Source organism: Acinetobacter sp. 129952 (assembly GCF_056642055.1).
This window is the reverse complement of the sequence record NZ_JBWVSU010000002.1, coordinates 248,219-270,123: the sequence shown is the minus strand read 5'-3', so window position 1 is coordinate 270,123 and position 21,905 is coordinate 248,219. Positions and strand designations below refer to the sequence as shown.

Annotated in this window: 20 protein-coding genes and 1 pseudogene; 11 read left to right on the top strand and 10 right to left on the bottom strand. The window is 44.9% G+C overall.

Annotation, left to right across the window (positions count from 1 at the left end; translation table 11 throughout):
• Positions 1–97 precede the first annotated feature (97 nt).
• From AC1IR0_RS03735 to AC1IR0_RS03725, 3 genes are all read left to right on the top strand, one after another.
• Positions 98–583 (top strand): hypothetical protein, encoded by a 486-nt coding sequence (locus tag AC1IR0_RS03735; RefSeq protein WP_044108560.1) that lies wholly within the window; start codon positions 98–100, stop codon positions 581–583.
• A gap of 259 nt (positions 584–842) precedes the next feature.
• Positions 843–1,118: a hypothetical protein gene (locus AC1IR0_RS03730; RefSeq protein WP_184412387.1), complete on the top strand. Its 276-nt coding sequence runs from the start codon at positions 843–845 to the stop codon at positions 1,116–1,118.
• 149 nt (positions 1,119–1,267) lie between these two features.
• Positions 1,268–1,765 (top strand): DUF2505 family protein, encoded by a 498-nt coding sequence (locus tag AC1IR0_RS03725; protein WP_004280652.1) that lies wholly within the window; start codon positions 1,268–1,270, stop codon positions 1,763–1,765.
• Between the two features lie 120 nt (positions 1,766–1,885).
• On the opposite strand, the gene AC1IR0_RS03720 is transcribed toward AC1IR0_RS03725, so the two are convergent.
• The 9 genes from AC1IR0_RS03720 to sdsA all read right to left on the bottom strand — a co-directional run bounded on the left by AC1IR0_RS03720 (position 1,886) and on the right by sdsA (position 13,440).
• The gene (locus tag AC1IR0_RS03720; RefSeq protein ID WP_479741180.1) at positions 1,886–2,560 is read right to left on the bottom strand and encodes a DUF1345 domain-containing protein; all 675 of its coding nucleotides are present in this window, start codon (positions 2,558–2,560) and stop codon (positions 1,886–1,888) included.
• A 211-nt stretch (positions 2,561–2,771) separates the two neighbouring features.
• Positions 2,772–3,221, bottom strand: coding sequence for a YbjQ family protein (locus tag AC1IR0_RS03715; protein WP_114541659.1), 450 nt, complete (start codon positions 3,219–3,221; stop codon positions 2,772–2,774).
• Positions 3,222–3,224: 3 nt separating this feature from the next.
• Positions 3,225–3,581: a YbjQ family protein gene (locus AC1IR0_RS03710; RefSeq protein WP_005104015.1), complete on the bottom strand. Its 357-nt coding sequence runs from the start codon at positions 3,579–3,581 to the stop codon at positions 3,225–3,227.
• Positions 3,582–3,688: 107 nt separating this feature from the next.
• Positions 3,689–5,155 carry a multidrug efflux RND transporter AdeIJK outer membrane channel subunit AdeK gene (gene adeK / locus AC1IR0_RS03705; protein ID WP_409666472.1) on the bottom strand — a complete coding sequence of 489 codons (1,467 nt, stop codon included), beginning with the start codon at positions 5,153–5,155 and terminating at the stop codon, positions 3,689–3,691.
• Positions 5,155–8,331 carry an efflux RND transporter permease subunit gene (locus AC1IR0_RS03700; protein ID WP_409666474.1) on the bottom strand — a complete coding sequence of 1,059 codons (3,177 nt, stop codon included), beginning with the start codon at positions 8,329–8,331 and terminating at the stop codon, positions 5,155–5,157. The genes adeK and AC1IR0_RS03700 overlap by 1 nt, the downstream gene beginning before the upstream one ends.
• A gap of 13 nt (positions 8,332–8,344) precedes the next feature.
• Complete coding sequence (locus AC1IR0_RS03695) at positions 8,345–9,607, bottom strand: efflux RND transporter periplasmic adaptor subunit (protein ID WP_071850753.1); 1,263 nt, start codon at positions 9,605–9,607, stop codon at positions 8,345–8,347.
• Between the two features lie 36 nt (positions 9,608–9,643).
• The gene (locus AC1IR0_RS03690; protein WP_005247784.1) at positions 9,644–10,246 is read right to left on the bottom strand and encodes a phosphatase PAP2 family protein; all 603 of its coding nucleotides are present in this window, start codon (positions 10,244–10,246) and stop codon (positions 9,644–9,646) included.
• A gap of 152 nt (positions 10,247–10,398) precedes the next feature.
• Positions 10,399–12,447, bottom strand: coding sequence for a site-specific recombinase (locus tag AC1IR0_RS03685; protein WP_017398024.1), 2,049 nt, complete (start codon positions 12,445–12,447; stop codon positions 10,399–10,401).
• A gap of 15 nt (positions 12,448–12,462) precedes the next feature.
• Positions 12,463–13,440 (bottom strand): All-trans-nonaprenyl-diphosphate synthase, encoded by a 978-nt coding sequence (sdsA, locus tag AC1IR0_RS03680; protein ID WP_004280641.1) that lies wholly within the window; start codon positions 13,438–13,440, stop codon positions 12,463–12,465.
• Positions 13,441–13,885: 445 nt separating this feature from the next.
• On the opposite strand from sdsA, the gene rplU reads away from it, so the two are divergent.
• From rplU to AC1IR0_RS03640, 8 genes and pseudogenes are all read left to right on the top strand, one after another.
• Entirely contained in the window at positions 13,886–14,197 is a 312-nt protein-coding gene (rplU, locus tag AC1IR0_RS03675) for a 50S ribosomal protein L21 (RefSeq protein ID WP_004280640.1), read from the top strand.
• Between the two features lie 19 nt (positions 14,198–14,216).
• Positions 14,217–14,471 carry a 50S ribosomal protein L27 gene (rpmA, locus tag AC1IR0_RS03670; protein WP_004280639.1) on the top strand — a complete coding sequence of 85 codons (255 nt, stop codon included), beginning with the start codon at positions 14,217–14,219 and terminating at the stop codon, positions 14,469–14,471.
• Positions 14,472–14,717: 246 nt separating this feature from the next.
• Positions 14,718–15,413, top strand: coding sequence for an outer membrane lipoprotein periplasmic chaperone LolA (lolA, locus tag AC1IR0_RS03665; protein ID WP_005106298.1), 696 nt, complete (start codon positions 14,718–14,720; stop codon positions 15,411–15,413).
• 171 nt (positions 15,414–15,584) lie between these two features.
• Positions 15,585–16,336: pseudogene (locus AC1IR0_RS03660) on the top strand (RsiV family protein).
• Between the two features lie 100 nt (positions 16,337–16,436).
• Positions 16,437–17,708 (top strand): serine--tRNA ligase, encoded by a 1,272-nt coding sequence (gene serS / locus AC1IR0_RS03655; protein ID WP_005252595.1) that lies wholly within the window; start codon positions 16,437–16,439, stop codon positions 17,706–17,708.
• Positions 17,709–17,781: 73 nt separating this feature from the next.
• Positions 17,782–19,164 carry a siroheme synthase CysG gene (gene cysG, locus AC1IR0_RS03650; protein ID WP_005252594.1) on the top strand — a complete coding sequence of 461 codons (1,383 nt, stop codon included), beginning with the start codon at positions 17,782–17,784 and terminating at the stop codon, positions 19,162–19,164.
• A 131-nt stretch (positions 19,165–19,295) separates the two neighbouring features.
• Positions 19,296–19,772 (top strand): tRNA (cytidine(34)-2'-O)-methyltransferase, encoded by a 477-nt coding sequence (locus AC1IR0_RS03645; protein ID WP_004280633.1) that lies wholly within the window; start codon positions 19,296–19,298, stop codon positions 19,770–19,772.
• Between the two features lie 89 nt (positions 19,773–19,861).
• The gene (locus AC1IR0_RS03640; RefSeq protein WP_004731902.1) at positions 19,862–20,344 is read left to right on the top strand and encodes a hypothetical protein; all 483 of its coding nucleotides are present in this window, start codon (positions 19,862–19,864) and stop codon (positions 20,342–20,344) included.
• A gap of 68 nt (positions 20,345–20,412) precedes the next feature.
• On the opposite strand, the gene AC1IR0_RS03635 is transcribed toward AC1IR0_RS03640, so the two are convergent.
• Positions 20,413–21,804, bottom strand: a complete 1,392-nt coding sequence (locus AC1IR0_RS03635; RefSeq protein ID WP_004731900.1) for an APC family permease — start codon at positions 21,802–21,804, stop codon at positions 20,413–20,415.
• Positions 21,805–21,905 lie beyond the last annotated feature (101 nt).

Below are 21,905 nucleotides of genomic sequence, written 5' to 3'. Positions count from 1 at the left end.
ATAAAAAATAGACGTATGCTGGGTCAAAAGGGACTATTCAAATGAATCTTGATCCTATAACCATAAAAATAAAATTAGTCACATGAGATCATCCACCATGCTGAAATTACTGCTCCTGTTATGTGTTTTATTCATGTTGAATGCTGCCTGGATCGTCGGCAGAAAGATCTATAAAGCTCAGCGCCATCTGGCGCGTCAGCGTCCAGAAAAACCGGCACAGATTTCCAGCATGACAGAGCAAGAGGTCATCGAGCAAGAGCAGCAAGTACATCTGGTGGATGCTTATGAACTGGAACTGTTTGACGATGTGGCACAGCTATTCTTTCAACGGCAGGTGCATATTGAGAATCGGGCACAGGCCGAACAGTTACAGCAAGAACTATTACAAAAAATGCCGATGCACAGTGGCACCCAGATTCGTCAGATGGACTTAGGCGAATGGTCTATTTTCTGGAATTTTTATGATCAGTCACTGGAATATTATGTCGGTCGCTATGGCGTATTCTATGCACATGTCGACCGTTTTGGAGAAGAGCACCGGCAGGAAATCCGCAGGGAACTTTTGCATTCTGACTGTGCTTAGAACACAACTTTCAGTCATTCTGTACGATTGAAGATCTCAGGCTATGTACTTAAGCCATTGTAATTCAGAAAAGGTATCTCATGCCTTAGCTCAGATTTTTTCTGCCCCTTGGCGGAAATAGCCCATATAATTTATCTCCTTTAAGCCATAATCTTGCGCTAGAAAAACCTCAAAACTCGCGAGTCGTATCCTCGAAATAGTCATTTAAAATGTACGAAGTCTGGCGAGCAATGATCCGGACTAAAAAGGCAGAAATACTATGATCATTGATTTTCATCAAGCACAATTACAGAAGTTTATTGCTCTGGCGATGAAGATCCAAGCTGAGCCTGAACAGTATTTGCAGTTTGATTCGGTCTCGGATTTTTATAAGGTTGACTGGTTGCAGGATTTTCCGGTTGGTACAGAATACTATATTTCCGGTCTAGATGATGGTGCTGATGAGTTTCATGCCGTGATCTATTATGGCGAAGCGCAGCTACAGATCAGCTGTGAACAGTCACAGCTTTCAGTAAAACTATGTTGCAAACATTGACCGGATTGCCGGTATTTCCCGATAAAAGAATAATGACATCCGCTATAAAGTTGATATAAATTGCAGAGTCATCTCTGTATCTGATTTTTATTCGCATCAGCCGAGAGTGGCATAGGCGAATATCGTAATAAAAATAAGGAAAAAATAGCATGGCACATCAGTTCACCGTGAAAGCAATTATCAATGGCGTGTCTATTGATGAATTTAAGCGTTTGGCCAATGATATTCGTTTGCATGAGGCAGTTTGCCATCGAATTCCTGCGCAAAACTTGGAAATCCTGGTTTCGGAAAAGCAGGGGCATATGTATACCCTGAAACGCGCTTATAATCTGGATGTTAATATTCCGGATATCGCAAAAAAATTACTCAAAGATGCATTCCGTTTGCAGCGTACCGATGTCAGTGATCTGAATGAAATGACTTCGACGGTACAACTCGGTGCGAACTTGCCGATCGAGGCCATCTGTCAGCGTGCAGTCACTGGAGATGAAGACCAGATCCAGTTCCAGTTAAACTGGACAGTCAAAGTCAAAGTGCCTTTGCTGGGTGGCATGCTAGAAAAGCATGCTGAAGGTGAGATTCGTAAATTTAGTGAAATTGAACTCAGCATCGTCGAAGATGAATTGCGTAAAGGTCTCACCGCTTGAAGCAATCAAATACTGTGATTGACCTAATTTAAAAACTGGTCAGGTTAGACGCAGGGTAGTGGTAGCTGATTGGGCGGTAGATCGCTATTTTCAGGGTACTGCCACTATCCAAAAAACTTTTTAAGTGCTGATAAAGTTTGCCGTTACATTAATGCTGATGGCCAGAATGGTGGTATTGAATCCGTAAGCCAAAAGCAAATGTAGGGTATTTAAAACCCGCATGGATTGGCAAGTAATGGATACATCTGCAGTTTGCGCAGAAGTCCCGATGATATAACTAAAATATAAAAAGTCTGGATAAGTCGGTCTGGTGGTATTGGGAAAATCCAGTCCACCTTGTTGCTGTTTGTCGAGCGCCAAATAAAAGTCATGTGCATAATGAATTGCAAAAATCGTATGCATCAAGAACCAGGCTGAAATAAGGGTCAGAACTGACAAGATTAAATAACCGGTTCGAATAGTGGTGTCTTGGGGTAAATGATTAATTTCAATAATAATCGCAATAAAACACATGATCAGGGTGATGATCACTAGAAACAGAATGATCCATTTGCTGGCATCTTGTTGCATGGCGCGTTGCAGAATATGAGCATGATCAATACGCCAGAGTTTTTTTATGGTCAATAATAAATAAGCGTAAATCGCGATATTCCAGCTGATCAACAGGCAGCTTGACCAGCTCAAAGGGGTGACTGTCTGTAAAACCAGATAAAATCCAATGATGGCTGGGAAAATAATAAAGAAATACAGACGGGATTGTAGTGCCGTTTTTATAGATTGAAGAAGCTGCATCATGCCATTTATATTTGTTTTGCTGACTTCTCAAGATCCTAACACAGAACCGTTTGCAATAAAGAAGATTGCAACGGCCTGAGTAGCAGCCTTAGTTATTTCCTCTACGACATTTCATCCTAAAGGTGTCGAACTGATTCGAGTTGAGCAATTTGACTGCGCGGATCGCGCAGCAGGCGTGATCATCTCAATAAATTTTTTTCTGAACCGAGGTTTAGATCGATTGAGCAGGTTGTTGGATTGCAGTGCCATAAGCAAAGACTTCCACCATGCCACCTTGCATACCGAGTTCAGTGGTGCTGAGCCGAATACCCATAATCTGAGTCGCCCCGATTTTTTCGGCTTCGAGTTTTAAACGTACAATCGCTTCACGTCGTGCACGTTCTACTACACTTTCATAGCTGGTCAGACGGCCACCAAGCATATTCTGTACATTGGCAATCGCATATTTAAAATAATCATGGGAAATGACCACATTGCTGCTGATCATCTGTCCGGAATATTCAGACACAGCGAAGCGGCTATTGTTCACCCGGATATAGGCCAGACGCTGTTCCTGTTCATCCAGATAACGAAAATGTTTACCTTCGTTATAACGTCCAAAACCGAAACCAACACTAAACAGAATGGCAAAAATGATGATCTGGAGAATTAAACCATCCATGTTTTAATCTGCCTGCGGAAAAGGGTCGGGTAATTTCGGCATGATCGGATCAACGACTACGGCTGTCCCATAAACAAAGAGTTCAGAAGCACCTTGGGCAATATTAGAGGTCGAGAAACGAATGCCGACAATCGCATTGGCACCCATACTACGGGCTTTTTCAATCATACGGTTCATGGCTTCCTGACGGGATTCTTCCAGCAGTTCGGTATAGGCGGTAAGCTCACCACCGACAATATTTTTCAGGCCGGCCAGTAAGTCACGTCCGACATGTTTGCTGCGTACGGTACTGCCATACACCACATCAATTTGCTGGCGAATGGTATGTCCCGGTACAGATTCCAGATTGCTAAGTAACATGTGCATGTTTTCTAAATAAATCGCTGGTCTATGACAATAGGAAAACTGCCTCGAAAATGCAATAAAAAAAGCCCACCGAAGTGAGCTTTTCCTGATCTGTCTGGAATTTATTGCGCTGGTTGTTCTGCCGCACGGCGCTGTTCAGATACAGACGGTGTATTCGGCAAGATATCCGTCGTATTGACTTTCAAGCCGCCCCCCAGGGTTTTGTAGACTTCAACCTGATTGTTCAGATTGGCCTGTTCAAGCAATAACAAACCTTGTTCTGCTGCATAAGACGCACGCTGTGCATCCAGTACCGTCAGATAGCTGTCAATTCCGGCGCGGAAACGTGCCTGTGACAAGCGATAGGTGGTGTTGGTTGCTTCGACCAGACGGCGCTGAGCTGCAAGACGGTCACCAATATTCTGACGTACTGCCAAGGCATCATTCACTTCACGGAAAGCAGTCTGAATCGACTTTTCGTAATCTGACAAGGCAATTTGCTGATCGGTTTCAGAAATACGGATATTGGCCTGACGGGTACCCCAATCAAAAATTGGAATATCCAGACTCGGACCAAATGACCAGGCAAAACTACCTGATTTAAACAGGTCGCCTAAATCAGTAGAGGCATAACCTGCTGAACCGGTCAAACTAATTGTCGGGAACAGACGTGCACGTGCTGCCGCAATATTGGCACCTGCCGCAGACAGGCGGTATTCTGCTGCACGAACATCTGGACGGTTGATCAATAGATCACTTGGCAAGCCTGAACCCAATGCAGTATTGGAGGTGATGCGGGTCACGCGTTGTGCTGGTAATAAATTCGCAGGCACTTGCTGACCGACCAGCAGGTTTAACAGGTTTTGTGCCTGTGCTACCTGAGTGCGGTAATTCGCAACATCATTACGTGCGGTTTCAACCGAGATCTGTGCCTGACGTACTGGAAGCTCGCTATCAATCCCGACATCAAAACGTTTTTTGTTCAGATTGAAAGATTCAAGCTGGGCTTTCAGCGTTTGTTCAGCTAAAGCCAGATTGGCATTGGCAAACGAATAGCTAAGCCAAGCCTGAGATACCTGACCAATCAAGGCAATTTGCGTCGCATCTCGCGCACTTTGGGTCGCTAGGAAGTTATCTAGCGCATTGTCACGCAAGCTGCGGACACGTCCCCAAAAATCCAGTTCATACGCAGTTACACCCAGTCCGACATTATAAGTCGTCACTGCACCACGATTCTGGGAATTCATGGTGTCCTGGCGTAATACGCTACCACTGGCACCAATCGTCGGTAACTGGTTGTTTTCAGTAATCTGATACTGTTGCTGAGCTCGTTGAATATTGAGGGCAGCAATACGCAAATCACGGTTATTGTTTAATGCCAGATCCAGCACCTGTAACAGGCGCTGATCAGCAAAAAAGTTTTTATAACCTTGTTCTGCTACAGAAGTACCAGACGCATTGATATAGCTGCTCGGGATATCTGCCTGCGCAACCGGCTCTGGACTGCGCATGCTTTGACAAGCCGTCAAAGCAAGCGCAAGGGCAGATACCGCAATGCTACGACCTGTAATAGACCATACATTTTGCATTACGACTTATACTCCTGATTTTGTTGTTTTGGTTTGTATTTAAAGACACTTCGAATCCACACGTAGAATACCGGGATAAAGAAGATACCTAACAAGGTCGAGCTGATCACGCCGCCGAGTACACCATAACCGACTGAGTGCTGGCTACCTGCACCTGCACCTGAAGCCAGGGCAAGCGGTAATACACCAAAACCAAAGGCCAATGTGGTCATGATAATTGGACGTAAACGCATTTTTGCCGCATGCAAGGTCGCTTCAAATAACTCTTCACCTTGTTCCTGCAATTCTTTCGCAAACTCGACAATCAAGATCGCGTTTTTCGCAGAAAGACCAATCACGGCAATAATCGCCACCTGGAAGTAAATGTTATTCGACAGGTTCGGGTTTTGCAGCAATACCATTCCACCAAAGGTAAGTAATAATGCACCAACAATACCCAATGGCACCACCATTAGAACCGAGAACGGAATCGACCAGCTTTCATACAGGGCTGCCAGACACAGGAAGACGATCAGCAGTGACAAGGCATACAGGAACGGCGCCTGTGCACCAGATTCACGCTCTTCCAAAGACAGACCTGTCCATTCGAAATCGAAACCTTGTAAGCCCATTTCTGGTAACTTCGCCACGATTTCTTCCATGGCCACCATCGCATCACCTGAACTGATACCCGGAGCAGGTGTACCCTGAATGTTCATCGAAGATACGCCGTTATAACGCTCAAGACGTGGTGAACCGTAGGTCCATTCGCCTGTGGCAAACGCCGAGAATGGCACCATTTCACCGCGGTTATTACGCACATACCATTGGTCCAGATCTTCCGGCATCATACGCGAGCCAGCTTCACCCTGAACATAGACTTTCTTGACACGACCGCGATCAATGAAGTCATTGATATACGAACCGCCCCAAGCAATACCCATGGTGCTGTTAATTTCAGCAACACTCACGCCCAATGCACCGGCTTGTGCATGATCGACAATGACACGGTACTGTGGATTATCTTCCTGACCATTCGGACGTACACCAGCCAGACGCGAGTCTTGTGCTGCTAGACCGAGAATCGTATTACGTGCTGCCAGGAGCTGATCATGACTTTGACCACTTGCAGCTTTGAGCTGTAAGTTAAAGCCAGCCGACACACCCAGTTCAGGCATTGCAGGTAATTGCAGTGGCATGATGTAAGACGCATCTTTGACAATCATGTTCAGCGCCATACCACGTTGAATAATGGCACCGATTTGAGATTCCGGACTGTGACGCTCTGACCAGTCTTTCAGTTTAATAAATGCCAGACCTGCGTTTTGTCCCACACCCGTGAAGGAGAAACCTGCCACACTAAAGACGGATTCGACATGCTCTTTCTCGTTTTCCAAGAAATAGTTGGTCATGGTGCTGACCACTTTGTCGGTACGTTCCAAGGTTGCATTTGGCGGTAACTGAACCAGCGTCATGACCACGCCCTGGTCTTCATCCGGTAGGAACGAAGAAGGCAGTTTCTGGAACAACAGCACAATAATACCCAGTACCACGGCATACACCACACCTGAGAAAATCTTGCTGTGGGTCATGCGGTTGACGCCGCCCTGATATTTCACAGAGACCTTGTCAAAACTGCTATTAAACCAGCGGAAGAAACGCGCAAAAATACCATTACTTTCCGGCTTGTTCGGATCATGCTGTTTCAGCAGGGTCGCACACAGGGCAGGAGTAAAGGTTAAGGCAACCACCAGTGACAAGACCATCGCTGTTACCAGCGTAATCGAGAACTGGCGATAAATGACCCCGGTGGTTCCACCGAAGAAAGCCATTGGAACGAATACTGCCGACAGCACCGAGGTAATACCAATCAATGCGCCAGAAATCTGTTTCATCGATTTTTCAGTTGCAGCAACCGGATCCAGATGTTCTTCCACCATGACCCGTTCGACGTTCTCGACCACAACAATCGCGTCATCGACCAGAAGACCAATCGCCAATACCATGGCAAACATGGTCAGGGTATTAATCGAGAAGCCAAAGATGTTAATGACGGCAAATGTACCCAATACTACGACTGGAACTGCCATGGTTGGAATGATGGTGGCACGCCAGTTCTGCAAGAACAGGAACATCACCAGGAATACTAGAATAATCGCTTCGATCAGAGTTTTAACTACACTCTTAATCGACAGTTCAATAAATGGTGTTGTATCAAACGCCAGTTGGTCGACCATGCCTTGCGGATAGTTCGGACGTAACTGTTTTAAGCGTTCTTCAACCGCTTGTGCGGTATCCAGGGCATTGGCGCCAGTCGCAAGCTTGATTGCTACACCACCAGCCGGTTTGCCATTAAATTTAGAATCAAACTGATAGTTATCTGCACCGAGTTCAACTCGTGCAACATCACCTAAGCGAACCTGCGCACCAGAAGTGGCATTTTTCAGGAAGATATTGCTGAACTGTTCCGGCGTTTGTAACAGACTTTGAGCCGTTACCGTCGCATTTAACACTTGTCCTTGAACTGCAGGCGCACCACCCAACTGACCTACGGCAACCTGTGCGTTTTGGGTACGGATTGCAGTGGCAATATCACTTGGCGTTACTTGCAGGCTTGCCATTTTGGCTGGATCCAGCCAGATGCGCATCGCATAAGAACCACCAAAGACCTGAACTTCACCGACCCCGGCCACACGGCTTAAAGGTTCAGCAATATTCGAGTTAACATAGTCTTTGATGTCATCTGCAGTCAGGCTGCTATCAGGTGAATAGAATGCCAAAACTTGCAAGAAGCTTGCACCCGATTTGGTCACTCGCACACCCTGACGTTGTACATCTTCAGGCAACAGGGCAGTCGCAGACTGTAATTTGTTTTGAACCTGGACCTGTGCGATATCAGGATCGACACCCTGGTCAAAGTTCAAGGAAATAGACGAAGAACCATTACCCGCACTGTTGGACGAGATATAGCGCAAGCCATCCATACCGTTCATTTGCTGCTCGATGATCTGGGTCACTGTATTTTCAACAGTTTCAGCAGATGCACCCGGATAAGTCGCAGAAATAGTCACGGTGGGTGGCGCGATGGTTGGATATTGTGCAATCGGCATTTTGCTGATGGTTAAAATACCCGCCAGCATAATCACCAATGCAATCACCCAAGCGAAAATCGGGCGATGAATAAAGAATTGAGCCATGAACCATTACTCCTTATGCATTTGCAGCAGGTTTTTGTTCAGGTTTCTCTTTAGTATCATCTGCCTTTTTCTCGCTCGTTGCAGGCTGTTGCGGTGCAGCACCTTGTGGCGCAGCAGCTTGAGGTTGATAAGGTTTTGGTACAACTTGCTGTTCAGGTTTTACTTTCGCAATACCATCTACAATTACTTTATCGCCTGGATTCAGACCTTCGGTCACAATCCAGTTGCTGCCTTGGGAACCAACGGTGGTCACTGGACGTGGCGTCACTTTATTGTCAGCACCGACCAGCATCGCCATCGCCTGACCTGTTGGGGTACGGGTCAAAGCTGCTTGCGGAATCAGGAAAGCATTCGGTACTTCACCCTGTACGATTTGCGCAGTGGCAAACATACCTGGCAAAAGCAGGTGATTTTTGTTCGGGAATACTGCACGTAAAGTCACAGTACCTGTTTCCGGGTTCACGCTGGCATCGGAGAATGCAAGACGGCCTTCAACCGGGTAGATACTGCCATCTTCAAGCTTTAACTTGACTTTGGTGTTGTTCGAACTGTTCAAGCTGCCTTGATTAAGCTGTTGACGTAAACGTAAAAGCTCGGCACTTGACTGGTTGATATCTACATAGATTGGATCTAGACGCTGAATTGTCACCAATGGCTCTGGCTGATTCGCTGTTACCAAAGCACCCGCCGTCACCGATGAACGGTTGGTCTGGCCTGAAATCGGAGCGCGTACAGTCGAATAGCCCAGGTTGATTTCGGCATTACGCAAAGTTGCGCGATTGGCATTCAAATCAGCTTCAGCCAGTTTGACCTGTGCCGCGATGTCATCATATTCCTGTTTGGAAATGGCATTGGTACCGACCAGTTGACGGTAACGGCCTTCCTTCACACGCAATACGCCCAGATTGGCTTCAGCACGGGCAATCGCTGCACGAGCATTGTCCACTGTAGTGCGGTTGGTGCTTGAATCGATTTCATACAAGGCCTGACCTTCACGCACATAGCTGCCTTCCGTGAACAAGCGTTTAAGCACCACGCCACTGGCTTGTGGACGTACGTCTGAAATTTCAAATGCTGTTGTACGACCTGAGAGCTCTACAGACTGCTCTACACTTTGCGGTTGTGCAACAAGAACACCGACTTCAGTCGGTGGCATTTGTTGTTGAGCACCAGCTTGCTGGCCCTCTTTAGGATCTTTGCTACAACCAACAAGTGCAAGACTTGTTGCCAATGCGCAAGCAGTCAGGGCAGGTGCCCAAAGCTTTGCAGACATCATTATTCCACCTCTAATTAGATTTATATCTAAATTTTCTTATTTGTGAGCCGCGCAATATCTGATCCAGACCATATACCACAACGAAATCCAAATAAAACTGATACTCCAGCCGGATATGACATCTGAAGGAAAATGTACGCCCAGATAAACTCTTGAGATCCCCATCATCAGCATCCATACCACTGCACCGATCACGATGAGGGTATAACGGGAATGTTGCCGATGGATGTAAATTGCCAAACAAGCCAGACAGGCCGCATATAGACTATGGGCACTTGGAAAGGAACTTCCGAAGCTTTCAACCAGATGCAAGGATTCTGGTGGTCGGGGTCGGGCAATTGCAAATTTCAACAGCCAAGCTAGGAGAATTCCTCCGATAATTCCGATACATATAAAAATTGCGTTTGTATACTTTTTATACCACAGCAATGCAATACACCATAGTGTGGATAAAAATAATACAAATGGCATGCCACCTATTAGGGATAAGGACTGAGTAATTTGATTCCAAAACTCGGTGCGATACAGCCTCATCCATTCCACAGCCTGCAAGTCGAGCTTGCTTAAAGCGGGAATATTCAGGATGAACACACTGAAAATTAAAAATAAAATACCGACAAAAAGTAACAAGTAATGCATGCCAAAAATCCTTGTTCTTTTAACCGTTCGCAGATCGGCCAATTGTCTGAAGCAAAGTGTACTTGTCAGTACACTTTTTTTCAAGTGTGCGTATTTTATGCGAATTCCATTTTTTTCGTAAGGAATTTGTTGCTAAATATAGTGTAATTATCTCAGTTTTGAGTTTTTGTCGATGTATGATTTTCGTCAATTTCAATGCTTTGCTTGGGTGGCCAGAAGAAATCACTAGGTCGGGTCAGGAAGTGCGTCATGACCAGTTTTGCCAAAGGTTTCCACTGTTCAAAACGCACCCGGCGTGCGCGTAAGGCTACAATAATCGTCAGAGTGAAACTGACAAACAAGTTGGTCAGGCCAATGAGTAACACACCCAGAAAAGACACTACGATCAAGCCGATATCAGGGCCATTGATGGTAATCAGGCCTTGAATAAAGTTGGCAGAGGCAAAAGCGATATGGCGAATATCCAGTGGCAGACCGAGAATAAAACCAATGGTGCCCATACTGCCGAGCATGATTCCGAAAATAAAATTACCCGCCAATGCACCCAAATTACGTTCGATATAGTCAGCAAAACGGTAAAGACGCTCTTGCCCCATCAGCTGCGATAACCGCACATGGGCTTTCAGGCGCGGACCGACTTTGCGATAAACGGCCATATTGTCAAAATAACCGGCCAATAATCCGGACAGGAACAGACATACCCCGGCAATCGCTGCATGCGGAATTGCCAACGAAGTAAAAGGATTCAGGTCATGCAGGGTTTTGGCAGCCTTGGCATGATTCATTAAAGGTTCATGCAGCGCAAAATCCCACAGCAGGGTAATCAATGCTGCTACAGGAATTGCAATCGAAATATTGCCCAAAATGGCGACAAACTGGGTGCGGATGATATTTACAATCAGCGCGGCCAGCTCGGCAATTTGAGCCATTTTCGAGCCTTTACGCTGCTGTACAGTAGCCGCCAGTGCGGCAGCAGTCATCGCCGGTTGTTTGGTCGCTACGGTAAAATGCAGGACATGAATCAGCATAAAGCCTAGCGAATAGTTCATGCTGTAGCTAAAAGCCTGCATTAACGGAGCCATGGTGAGGCGTGTCATCAGAACTTTTAAGGTGGCCATTGTCGCGATGATGGCACCAGCACCTGCAGCCGATTTATACATGGCCAGAAAGCCTTGCTTGTCGGTACTCACATAATGCTCACCGGTCTTGCTGGCATTTTCAGTGACCTGTAAAGCCAAAAGTTCACTATTGGTGGCCAGCAGGGCCCGCACACTGCGTTCGCTATAAATTGCTTCAGTAATGTCCGCCATAAATAGGCCAATGGATTGATAACGCAGATCATCGTCATCCATGACCATATTCAGCAGAATCTCAACCCGTTCCAGACACTGTTCTAGCAGTGCCAGCATATAGGTCAGGCTGACACTGACGCCAGTCCGCTTGGTAGAACGGCGAATCTTGGCCACGACATCATGACATTGTTCCAGCATCACCAGTGCTTGTGAGGCATCCGGTGGGGTAATCGAATCGACTAGGGTGACTGTGTTGTAACGTTTTTTATATTCCTGAATAAACTCGTTAATCTCACGATTCTGTACCAGAAAAGGAGATTCATATTCCATCAGTTCAGGCTGGGCATTAATAAATTCAGGGTGCAGACCAATACCACTGATCCGGTAAGACAAAATGGTCAATGCCTTGATCAGTTGGTCTTTAATTCGGGTTTTTTCAGGCTGATTGGAATGTCCCTGATTCAGGACTGAAAATAAACGTTGCCAGTCATCTTCATCAAAATAATCCAGCCAGTATTTATCGGTACGCTGATAAAAAACCTTGCGGAATAATTCCTGGAGTTGCTGATGGTCGGGAATCAGCGGTAAGACATGCGCGCCAAGGCGCTGATTCAGCTGGTTCCAGAACCCATCCAGAGACAAAATACCGGTATCGGAAAACAGACCGGTTTGTTTATAGCGGTTAATGATCCGCAGGGTAAAGGTTTGAAGCGTGGCAACCGCATTCGGGGTGAGTAATAAAGCCCGGATAAATGCATTGAATTTCGCTTCGATCTCTTCGGTATTTCTGCTGTCTTCTGGTCTGATTCTTTCAACCAGTTCAATCAGAAGATTTTCATCCAGCACCGCCCGAGGTTGTTCAAGCTGGTGTTGCATGTTTTGAAAAAGATCTAGAAAATTAATATGCATAGGCGAGTTTAAAAGTTACTGAATTCGGTGTAGGGCCAGTTTGGCCAGATTAATCAGGGCCTGACGATATTCGGAGTCAGGTAATGCCTGTAAGGCATCAATTGCAATTTCAGTTTCTTCTGTAGCACGTTGACGGCAATAATCCAGCGCACCAGATTCATTGACAATTTGAATGACCTGTTCCAGATGTTCCGTACCGCCAGTCGCAATACTGCGACGGATGATTTCATGTTGCTCACCGGTGGTGTTTTTCAGTGCCGCAATCAATGGCAGGGTCGGTTTACCTTCCATGAGATCATCACCAATATTTTTGCCGAGCGTGTCCGCATCGGAAGTGTAATCTAAAATGTCATCAATAATCTGGAAAGCATTGCCGAAATGTCCGGCAAAGGTTTTTAAAGGCTGACGGAATTCATCTTTATCCGACAAAATGGCGGCACCTTCGGTGGCCAGTTCAAACAGGCGCGAAGTTTTGCCATGAATAATATTCAAATAAGTCGCTTCAGTGGTTTCCGGTTGATGCTGGGATTGTAGTTGCAGCACTTCACCTTCAGCAATTTCACAGGTACCGGTCGAAAAATCTTTGAGCAACACCATGTTGTTCAGATCGACCAGCAAATCAAAAGCACGTGAAATCAGAAAGTCACCGACTAAAACCGCAGTCTGGTTATTCCAGGTGGCATTGGCCGTCGGGCGGCCACGGCGCAGGCCAGACTCATCCACCACATCATCATGCACCAGTGTTGCGGTATGCAGCATCTCAATGATTGCAGCCAGTTTGCGGTGCGGTTCTAAATTTTCAGCACCACACGCCTTGGCGGCCAAAAGGCACATAATCGGGCGCATACGTTTGCCACCCGCTTCTACCACATGTTTGCTGACAGCCATCACTAATGCAACTTTTGAGGTAATTCCTTCATTAATGAATGTGTCCATCGCAGCAAAGTCGTTAGCAACAGGCGCGAGAATGTCTTGCTTAAAGTCGATGGTCATGTGAAAGAAAACCTCTAGTCTGGTAAATCGCTGGGCGTAGTTTAACAATTTATAACATGAGTGAAACCTAAGAAATGCATAAACTCCACTAAAAATCAGCTTTTTATAGATCTTATGTAGATTCGATCCATATTTCGAGCCATAAAAAATCAGGAAAGGTCAGGGCATCGCCCTATTCGTCAGGCTGAGTATATTAATCAAACTGGCCGGATTTCTGCTGTATTATTTTGTTGCTGAATATATCTTGAGTATTTGATTTGATAGAAATTATTTAATAGTTAAATAATTAGCGCATCCTGCTCATTATTATTTCAGTAAAATGGCTTGTTGTTTTTTTGAATATCCCTTAAAATCCTCGCCCTTAGATATCCCCCCAGTGGCGTACGTCTTAAGTTCGATATATTCCTTTATCGGCACGACGACACGGGCTTGTTTGGAGTACATTATGTACGCAGTAATCCAAAGCGGTGGTAAACAGCACCGTGTAGTTGAGGGTGAAACCCTTAAAGTAGAATTATTGAAAGCTGAAACTGGCGCGACTATTACGTTTGATGACGTATTGATGCTTGTTAACGGTGAAAGCATTCAAATCGGTGCTCCAGTTGTTGCTGGTGCTACTGTAACTGCTGAAGTAGTTAGCCATGGTCGTCACGACAAAATCCGCATCATCAAAATGCGTCGTCGTAAACACTACCGTAAACAACAAGGTCACCGTCAATGGTTCACTGAGTTGAAAATTACAGCTATTTCAGGCTAATTACGAGGAGTAAATAGACATGGCAACTAAAAAAGCCGGTGGTTCGACTAAGAACGGTCGTGATTCGAATCCTAAGATGTTAGGTGTTAAAGTTTACGGTGGTCAAACTGTAACTGCAGGTAACATCATCGTTCGTCAACGTGGTACTGAATTCCACGCTGGTCAAAACGTTGGTATGGGTCGTGACCATACATTATTTGCTACTGCTGATGGCGTAGTAAAATTCGAAGTGAAAGGTCAATTTGGCCGTCGCTACGTATCTGTTGATGCGTAATTCGCTGAGATAGAAAAAAACCCACAACTTTTGTGGGTTTTTTTATGCCTGAAAATTAATAGGCAGATTAAGCGACATTCCATAATGTAAAAATTGTCCTGAAATCTTCATAATGATGAACAAAAAAACCGATTTCGAATTAATAACAATACAAAAGTTCTTATTTTCTATCATTTTAGCTTTTAATTTTCGTTTAAGATGAGCTATCAAATAAATTGCGATCACGCAAAATATAAGGGTGAAATTATGAATATGCTTCGTAAAACCGTCTGTGCTATGGCTCTGGGTGCAGTGACTTTAGCACCGGTGATGAGTACAACCGTGTTTGCTGCACCTGTGGCAGCTTCGGAGCAACAGGCAACAGCCAGTCTGGTCAAGCAGCTCAATCATGTGCGTAGCATGACGGCAAATTTCGAACAAAGCACCAAGGTAACCAATCCAAGAGCGACCCAGAAAAAAGGTTTGACTGCACAACATATGAATCAAACCTTTAAAGGGGTGATGAAAGTTGAGCGTCCGGGTAAATTCTATTGGGAAACGACCGCACCGTCGAAGCAAGTCATTGCAACCACGGGTAAAACCGTATGGATTTATGATCCTGACTTGCAACAAGCCGTTCGTCAAAGCTTAGATGAGCAGGTTGCTAATACACCGGCGTTATTGCTGTCAGGAAACACCAGCCAGATTATGCAGTCTTACCGGGTGACTCAGCCAAATAAAGGCAAAACCTATTACACGCTGTATCCTAAAAATACCGATGGTGTGTTTGAAAGCCTGACCATTAGCTTTGGCGCAAACAAAGCACCAAGCTTGATGATCTTGCAGGATTCATTGGGACAAACCACCAATATCAAATTTAGCAATGTAAAAGTAAATAGCAGTATTCCAGCCTCTACCTTTAACTTTACCCCACCAAAAGGTACGGACATCATTGATCAATAAGCATCAATATGAACCAGATAAAAAAAGCAACCTTTCGAGGTTGCTTTTTTTATTGCCGATCATCAGGATTGTTTTGGACAGACTACAAGGTTCAGCTATATCTAAACACGAGAGCATCTTAGAATAAATAAAAGTCGAGTCAACGAAATTGCAAAAATTTTAGAGCTCAGGATGAAGATTAATCTATTTAAAACTACTGAAATTTACGCTGTTTTATTACTCACTGTAAGTATGTTGGGTTGTCAGCCTCAATCCAGTTCAGTGGCAAAGCTTGCGCAAACAGATCGGGTTGTGCAAATTGAAGCCAAAACCGTTCCAATTAAAGGGGCAGCCAAAGTGGTATGTGAAATAGAAGGTTGTGTAAGCTTTGATCTACAAACGGTGGACAGCAATATTGACTGGATTAATCAATATTTTATTGAGCGCATTCAGCATACCGAGCCTGTTGCATTCACCAAAGTCACTCAGAAAAAGCCGATGAGCCGCATTATCTGGATCAGCGCTTTATCAAGGTAGAATTTATTGGTCAGCGTGCCCATCTGGCAATCTTTGCCTTAAAAAGTTCCAATCTGGCGAGGAACAAAAATGCTTCTCTGAAACATGTGGAATATATCAATTTTGATCTAAAGCAGAGAAAGCGTTTAGCCCTCTCCCAACTATTATTAAATGGCGGCGAGCAGAAACTGCTGAATGCAATGTATAGAGTCAATGCTCAATGGCTGAATACGCAGGGTATTCAACAACAGCAGTTAAAATTGAGTGATAACTATTATTTTGATACAACAAGTCTGGTGATGGTGTATCCGGCAGGCGAGTTAGCTCCGGCAGCAGCAGGAATGACTGAATTAAAAGTCTCCTATGCGGATTTAAAGGAAGTGATTCGGCCTGAATATTTAGCCATTTTGCAGCAGTCAGTTTCCTAAATATTGTGCTAATAGGACGCAGCTAGGGTCAGGGTCACTGTATTTTTTGACGTTAAGAGCTTACACTATAGCCAGTTTTTTTCTTCTGCAAAGATTGATTATGATCGACCCGAAATTACTCAGAAATAATATTGAGGCTGTAAATGTAGCCTTAGCAAAACGTGGTGTTCAACTCAATGTTGAAGAGTGGGCATCTCTAGAAGCACGCCGTAAAGAGATTCAGTCCAAGACAGAAACCCTGCAAGCTGAACGTAATGCCGGTGCCAAACAAGTCGGTCAAATTAAAAAAGCAGGTGGCGACGCATCTGAAATCATGACACGCATGTCTGCGATTGGTGATGAAATCAAAGCGGCTGAAGCAGCACTGGCTGAACTGCAAACTGAGCTTGAAGAAAAATTATTATCTATTCCAAACTTGCCAGATGAAGCTGTGCCTGAAGGTAAAGACGAAAGCGATAACGTGGAAATCCTGAAATGGGGTACACCGCGTGAATTTGATTTCGAAATCAAAGATCATACGGATCTAGGCGAAATGATGGGCGGTCTTGAATTTGAAACCGCGACCAAATTAACTGGTTCACGCTTCAGTGTATTGAAAGGTCCATTGGCGCGTTTACAACGTGCCATTACCCAGTTCATGCTAAATACGCATACTGATCAAAATGGTTATACCGAAGCCTATGTGCCTTATCTGGTCAATGCAGATTCATTGCGTGGGACTGGTCAGCTGCCTAAATTTGAAGAAGATCTGTTTAAGCTGCAGGGTGAAAAAGAGTTTTATCTGATTCCGACTGCTGAAGTGCCAGTGACGAATTTCGTACGTGATGAAATTATTGATGCAGACCGTCTGCCACTGAAATATGCAGCGCATACGCCATGTTTCCGTAGTGAAGCAGGTTCTTATGGTCGTGATACCCGCGGTTTGATCCGTCAGCACCAATTCGACAAAGTCGAAATGGTTCAAATTGTGAAGCCTGAAACTTCGATGCAAGTGCTTGAAGAGTTGACTGGCCATGCTGAAGGTATCTTGCAAGCACTTGGACTTCCATATCGTAAAATTTTACTTTGTGGTGGTGACATGGGCTTTGGTGCAACCAAGACTTATGACTTAGAAGTTTGGGTACCAAGCCAAAATACTTACCGTGAAATTTCATCTTGTTCAAACATGGGTGATTTCCAGGCGCGTCGTATGAAAGCACGTTACCGTGCTGATCAGAAGAAAACTGAATTTGTACATACCTTGAATGGTTCAGGTCTGGCCGTAGGTCGTACTTTACTTGCAGTGATGGAAAACTATCAACGCGCTGATGGCTCGATTGAGATTCCTGAAGTATTACGTCCATATATGGGTGGTGCGACTTATATCGACTAATTGTCGATCTCAACATCCCTAAATGTGCATGAAAATTGCATAGACAGTCAGATTTAAAATTTTGAGGTAGTTCGTGGATATTTTTCCAATCTCGTTAAAGTTGCAACAGCAACCTTGTCTGATTGTCGGTGGTGGGCATATTGCATACCGTAAAGCACTTTTACTTCAAAAAGCAGGTGCGATCATTCATGTGATTGCGCCTGAAATTGAAGAGAGTCTGCTGCGAATTGTGCAAAATAGCCAAGGACAATATGTCCAAGCTGCTTTTCATTCTGAAGTTGCGTTACGTTCATATCGACTGGTGATTGCAGCGACTGACGATGCGGAGACCAATCGTCAGGTCTTTGAACTGTGTGAAGCGGAAAATGTCCTGGTCAATAGTGTTGATGATCCGCCGCATTGCCGGTTTATGGTGCCAGCGATTATTGATCGTTCGCCATTGGTCATTTCGGTGGCATCGAATGGTACGTCGCCCGTGTTATCACGGCAGATCCGAACTCAGCTTGAAACGACTATTCCGCATGGTATGGGCAAGCTGGCTGAATTTTCAGGAAAATGGCGCAGTGCGGTTAAGGCTAAAATTGTCAATCCGGATGAACGCCGTATTTTCTGGGAAGATTTATATGCCAGTTCGCTAAAAGAACAGGTGTTCAACGACAATATCGCGGAAGCAGATCGCCTGATTGAGCAGGCCTTACAGGAATGGCAACAGCCGAAAGGTGAAGTCTACTTGGTCGGTGCGGGTCCGGGTGATCCAGAATTGTTGACCTTAAAAGCCTTGCGTTTAATGCAGCAAGCCGACGTGGTCATTTACGACCGACTGGTTTCAGCGCCAATTATGGAGCTGTGCCGCCGCGATGCGGAAAAGATCTATGTCGGTAAGGCACGTTCCAATCATGCGGTTCCGCAAGATGGGATTAATGCCTTGTTGGTGAAATATGCCAGTGAAGGAAAGCGGGTTTGTCGTCTGAAAGGCGGAGATCCATTTATCTTCGGGCGTGGCGGTGAAGAGATTGAAGAGCTATTTGCTGCTGGGATTACTTTCCAGGTGGTTCCAGGGATTACCGCAGCTTCAGGATGTTCAGCCTATGCCGGTATTCCATTAACCCATCGTGATTATGCGCAAAGTGTGCGTTTCCTGACCGGTCACTTAAAAGAAGGTTCGCCAGAATTGCCTTGGAGTGAGTTGGTCTATGAAAACCAGACCTTAGTGCTTTATATGGGGTTGGTGGGACTGGAGAAAATCTGTGCAGAATTAATCGCTCATGGTCAGCGAGCCGACATGCCAGTGGCCTTGGTTTCTAAAGGTACGACGCCTGAACAGAAAGTTGTAGTAGGAACGCTTGCTGATATTGCATCCAAAGTGTCCGAACATCAGATTCAAGCCCCGACTTTGACCATTATTGGTGAAGTTGTACGCTTACGTGAACAATTGCAATGGCATGAGCGAGGATAAGCAAAGCACTGCTTTGCTGCCCGAGCGCAAGACGAAGGCTGTGCCTGAAGTAAGAGGATAAGCAAAGCACTGCTTTGCCCGAGCGCAAGACGAATGTCGTGTCTGAATTAAATATATTAAGTGAGTAAGCTGTGATCCACGTTGTTTTATATGAGCCTGAAATTCCTGCAAATACAGGCAATATCATTCGTCTGTGTGCCAATACCGGAGCACAGTTGCATCTGGTCAAGCCGCTGGGTTTTGAACTGGATGACAAAAAACTGAAACGTGCCGGTCTGGATTATCACGAATATGCCAATATGCAGATTTGGGAAAATATCGAAGACTGTCTGGCTGATCTGGCAAGTAAAGGCATTGGTCTGGATGCAATCTATCCATTGACCACCAAAGGTTCTGAAACACCGCATACTTCGGATTTAAACCGTCCTGTGGCCTTGTTAATGGGGCCGGAAACTCGTGGTCTGCCTGAACATGTTCGTCTAATGTTTCCGCAAAAGCACTGGATTCGTTTACCGATGGCAGAGAACTCCCGAAGTTTGAACCTATCGAATGCCACAGCAGTGATTGTGTATGAAGCTTGGCGTCAGCAGGGTTTTAAAACGCTTTAAGCTGATATTTGTAGTAATTCTAAAAGCTGCCTTTGGGTGGCTTTTTTATTTTGTGTAACAAATAGATAAACTGCTTTTCACTTCATTGTATGCTTGAATTTATAACTTTATCAAATATAACAAAAGGTGCAGCTTTGAAGCCTCTAGTAAAACTTGTCATCGTATGTTGTCTTGGAACTGTTGCGGCTTCCGTGAATGCGGAAGAGGGCAGTGCTGCCACATCGGCAACAAAGGAAGTTCAACCCATTACTCAAGCTGAAATACAGCAGGGTTTGCTCAACATGCAAAAACGCTTAGATACGCGTATTGAAAAATGGGGGCAGAGCTTGGATGCAGATGATTTTCAATGGACCTGGCGAGGGCGTAAATTAAAGCCCGCCAAGCGTGAGGAAGTCTGTGATATTTTTCAGGATGTCGTGGATGAAATGTATCAACTGGCTATCAAGAATAAAGCCCGTTTAGGTCCGGAAGAGCAAAAGTTATTGTCTAATCGCAGTCTGTTTATTGAGAAACTGGGTTATGAAAATAATCGGGTCAATACCCAGATGGGTTTTGATTGTTATTTACATTAGTAAAATCAAAACATGACAGACATAAAAAAGGCGCATGAAGCGCCTTTTTTATTTGAATTGAAACGATATTATTTATCGTCAAATTCATTGTGCTGAGGAGCTGGGTGCTTGAAGCCTTTAGTTTTATAGCCCAAGTACAAGATACCGCCAAATGCCCAGATCAGACCGTATTTAAGCGAAGCTTCATCGACTTCTAGCCACAATGCAAATACTGAAATGAAGCCAAGTAAAGGAACAACGACAAAGTTCATGATCTCTTTAGCACTCTTGGTACGACCATCACGTAATGCATAACGTGAAATCACTGACAAGTTGACGAAACTGAATGCAGTTAAGGCACCAAAGCTGATCAAAGACACCACAAAGTCAAGATCCATAAAGCCAGCAGTTAAAGCCACTGCACCAGCGATTAGGATGTTGTATGAAGGTGTGTAGTTTTTCGGGCTAATATGACCGAAGATCTTCTTGTTGATCACGCCATCACGACCCATCACGTACATCAGACGTGATACACCCGCATGTGCTGAAATACCAGAAGCCATGACTGTCACAATCGCGAAGTAAAGTACGACTGTCTTAAACGCCACGCCACCGACAGCTTGTAAAATATCCGGCTGTGTTGCAGCGATATCTTCAAAGTAAGTTTTTGGATCATTCGGGAAGAAGATCTGCATAAAGTAAGTACTGATGATAAAGATGATACCTGCCAATAATGCAGTCAAGAAAATCGCTTTAGGTAAGGTTTTCTCAGTATCTTTGGTTTCTTCAGCAAGAGAACTTAAAGAGTCAAAGCCTGTGAATGAGAAACACAGTAAGGTTGCACCGGTAATCAGGGCAGCAACAGACGTAAACTCATTCCAGAATGGCTCTAAACTCCACAATTGATACTTTGCATTGACCAGTGTGCCGTCTGCATTTACACCACCTTCCAGAAGTTGGTAAACCATCCAGGTGAAGTATGCAATGACGCCCAATTGTACGAATACAATCATACTGTTGAAGTTGGCAACAAATCTCGCACCACGAAGGTTAATCGCGGTCATAAAGGCGGTTAAACCAATGACCCAAACCCAATGGTTCATGTCTGGGAAAAGTGCTTCCAGATAAATCACCGCCAGAATGATATTGACCATTGGCGATAACAGGTAATCCAGCAAGGATGACCAACCCACCATGAAACCTACGTTCGGGTGGATGGATTTTTGCGCATAGGTATAGGCCGAACCCGAAGAAGGGTAGCGACGAATCATATGACCATAGCTCAAGGAGGTTAACAAAATTGCAATCAGTGCAAAAATGTAAGAGGTGGGAACGTGGAAGTTACTTTCTTCAGATACCAGACCAAATGTATCAAACAAGGTCATGGGTTGAATATAAGCTAAACCAATAATAATGATGTGCCAGAGTCCCAGCGTTTTTTGCAGTTTAGCTGCCGATTGAGTCCCAGAGATATTAGTCAACGGCGTTATCCTCTTAATCGTTGATCAAGGATCAGTCATATTTATAAGGATCGTTTGAGACGAACGATCCCCCCTACAGTTTTCTATAAAAGTCCGCCAAT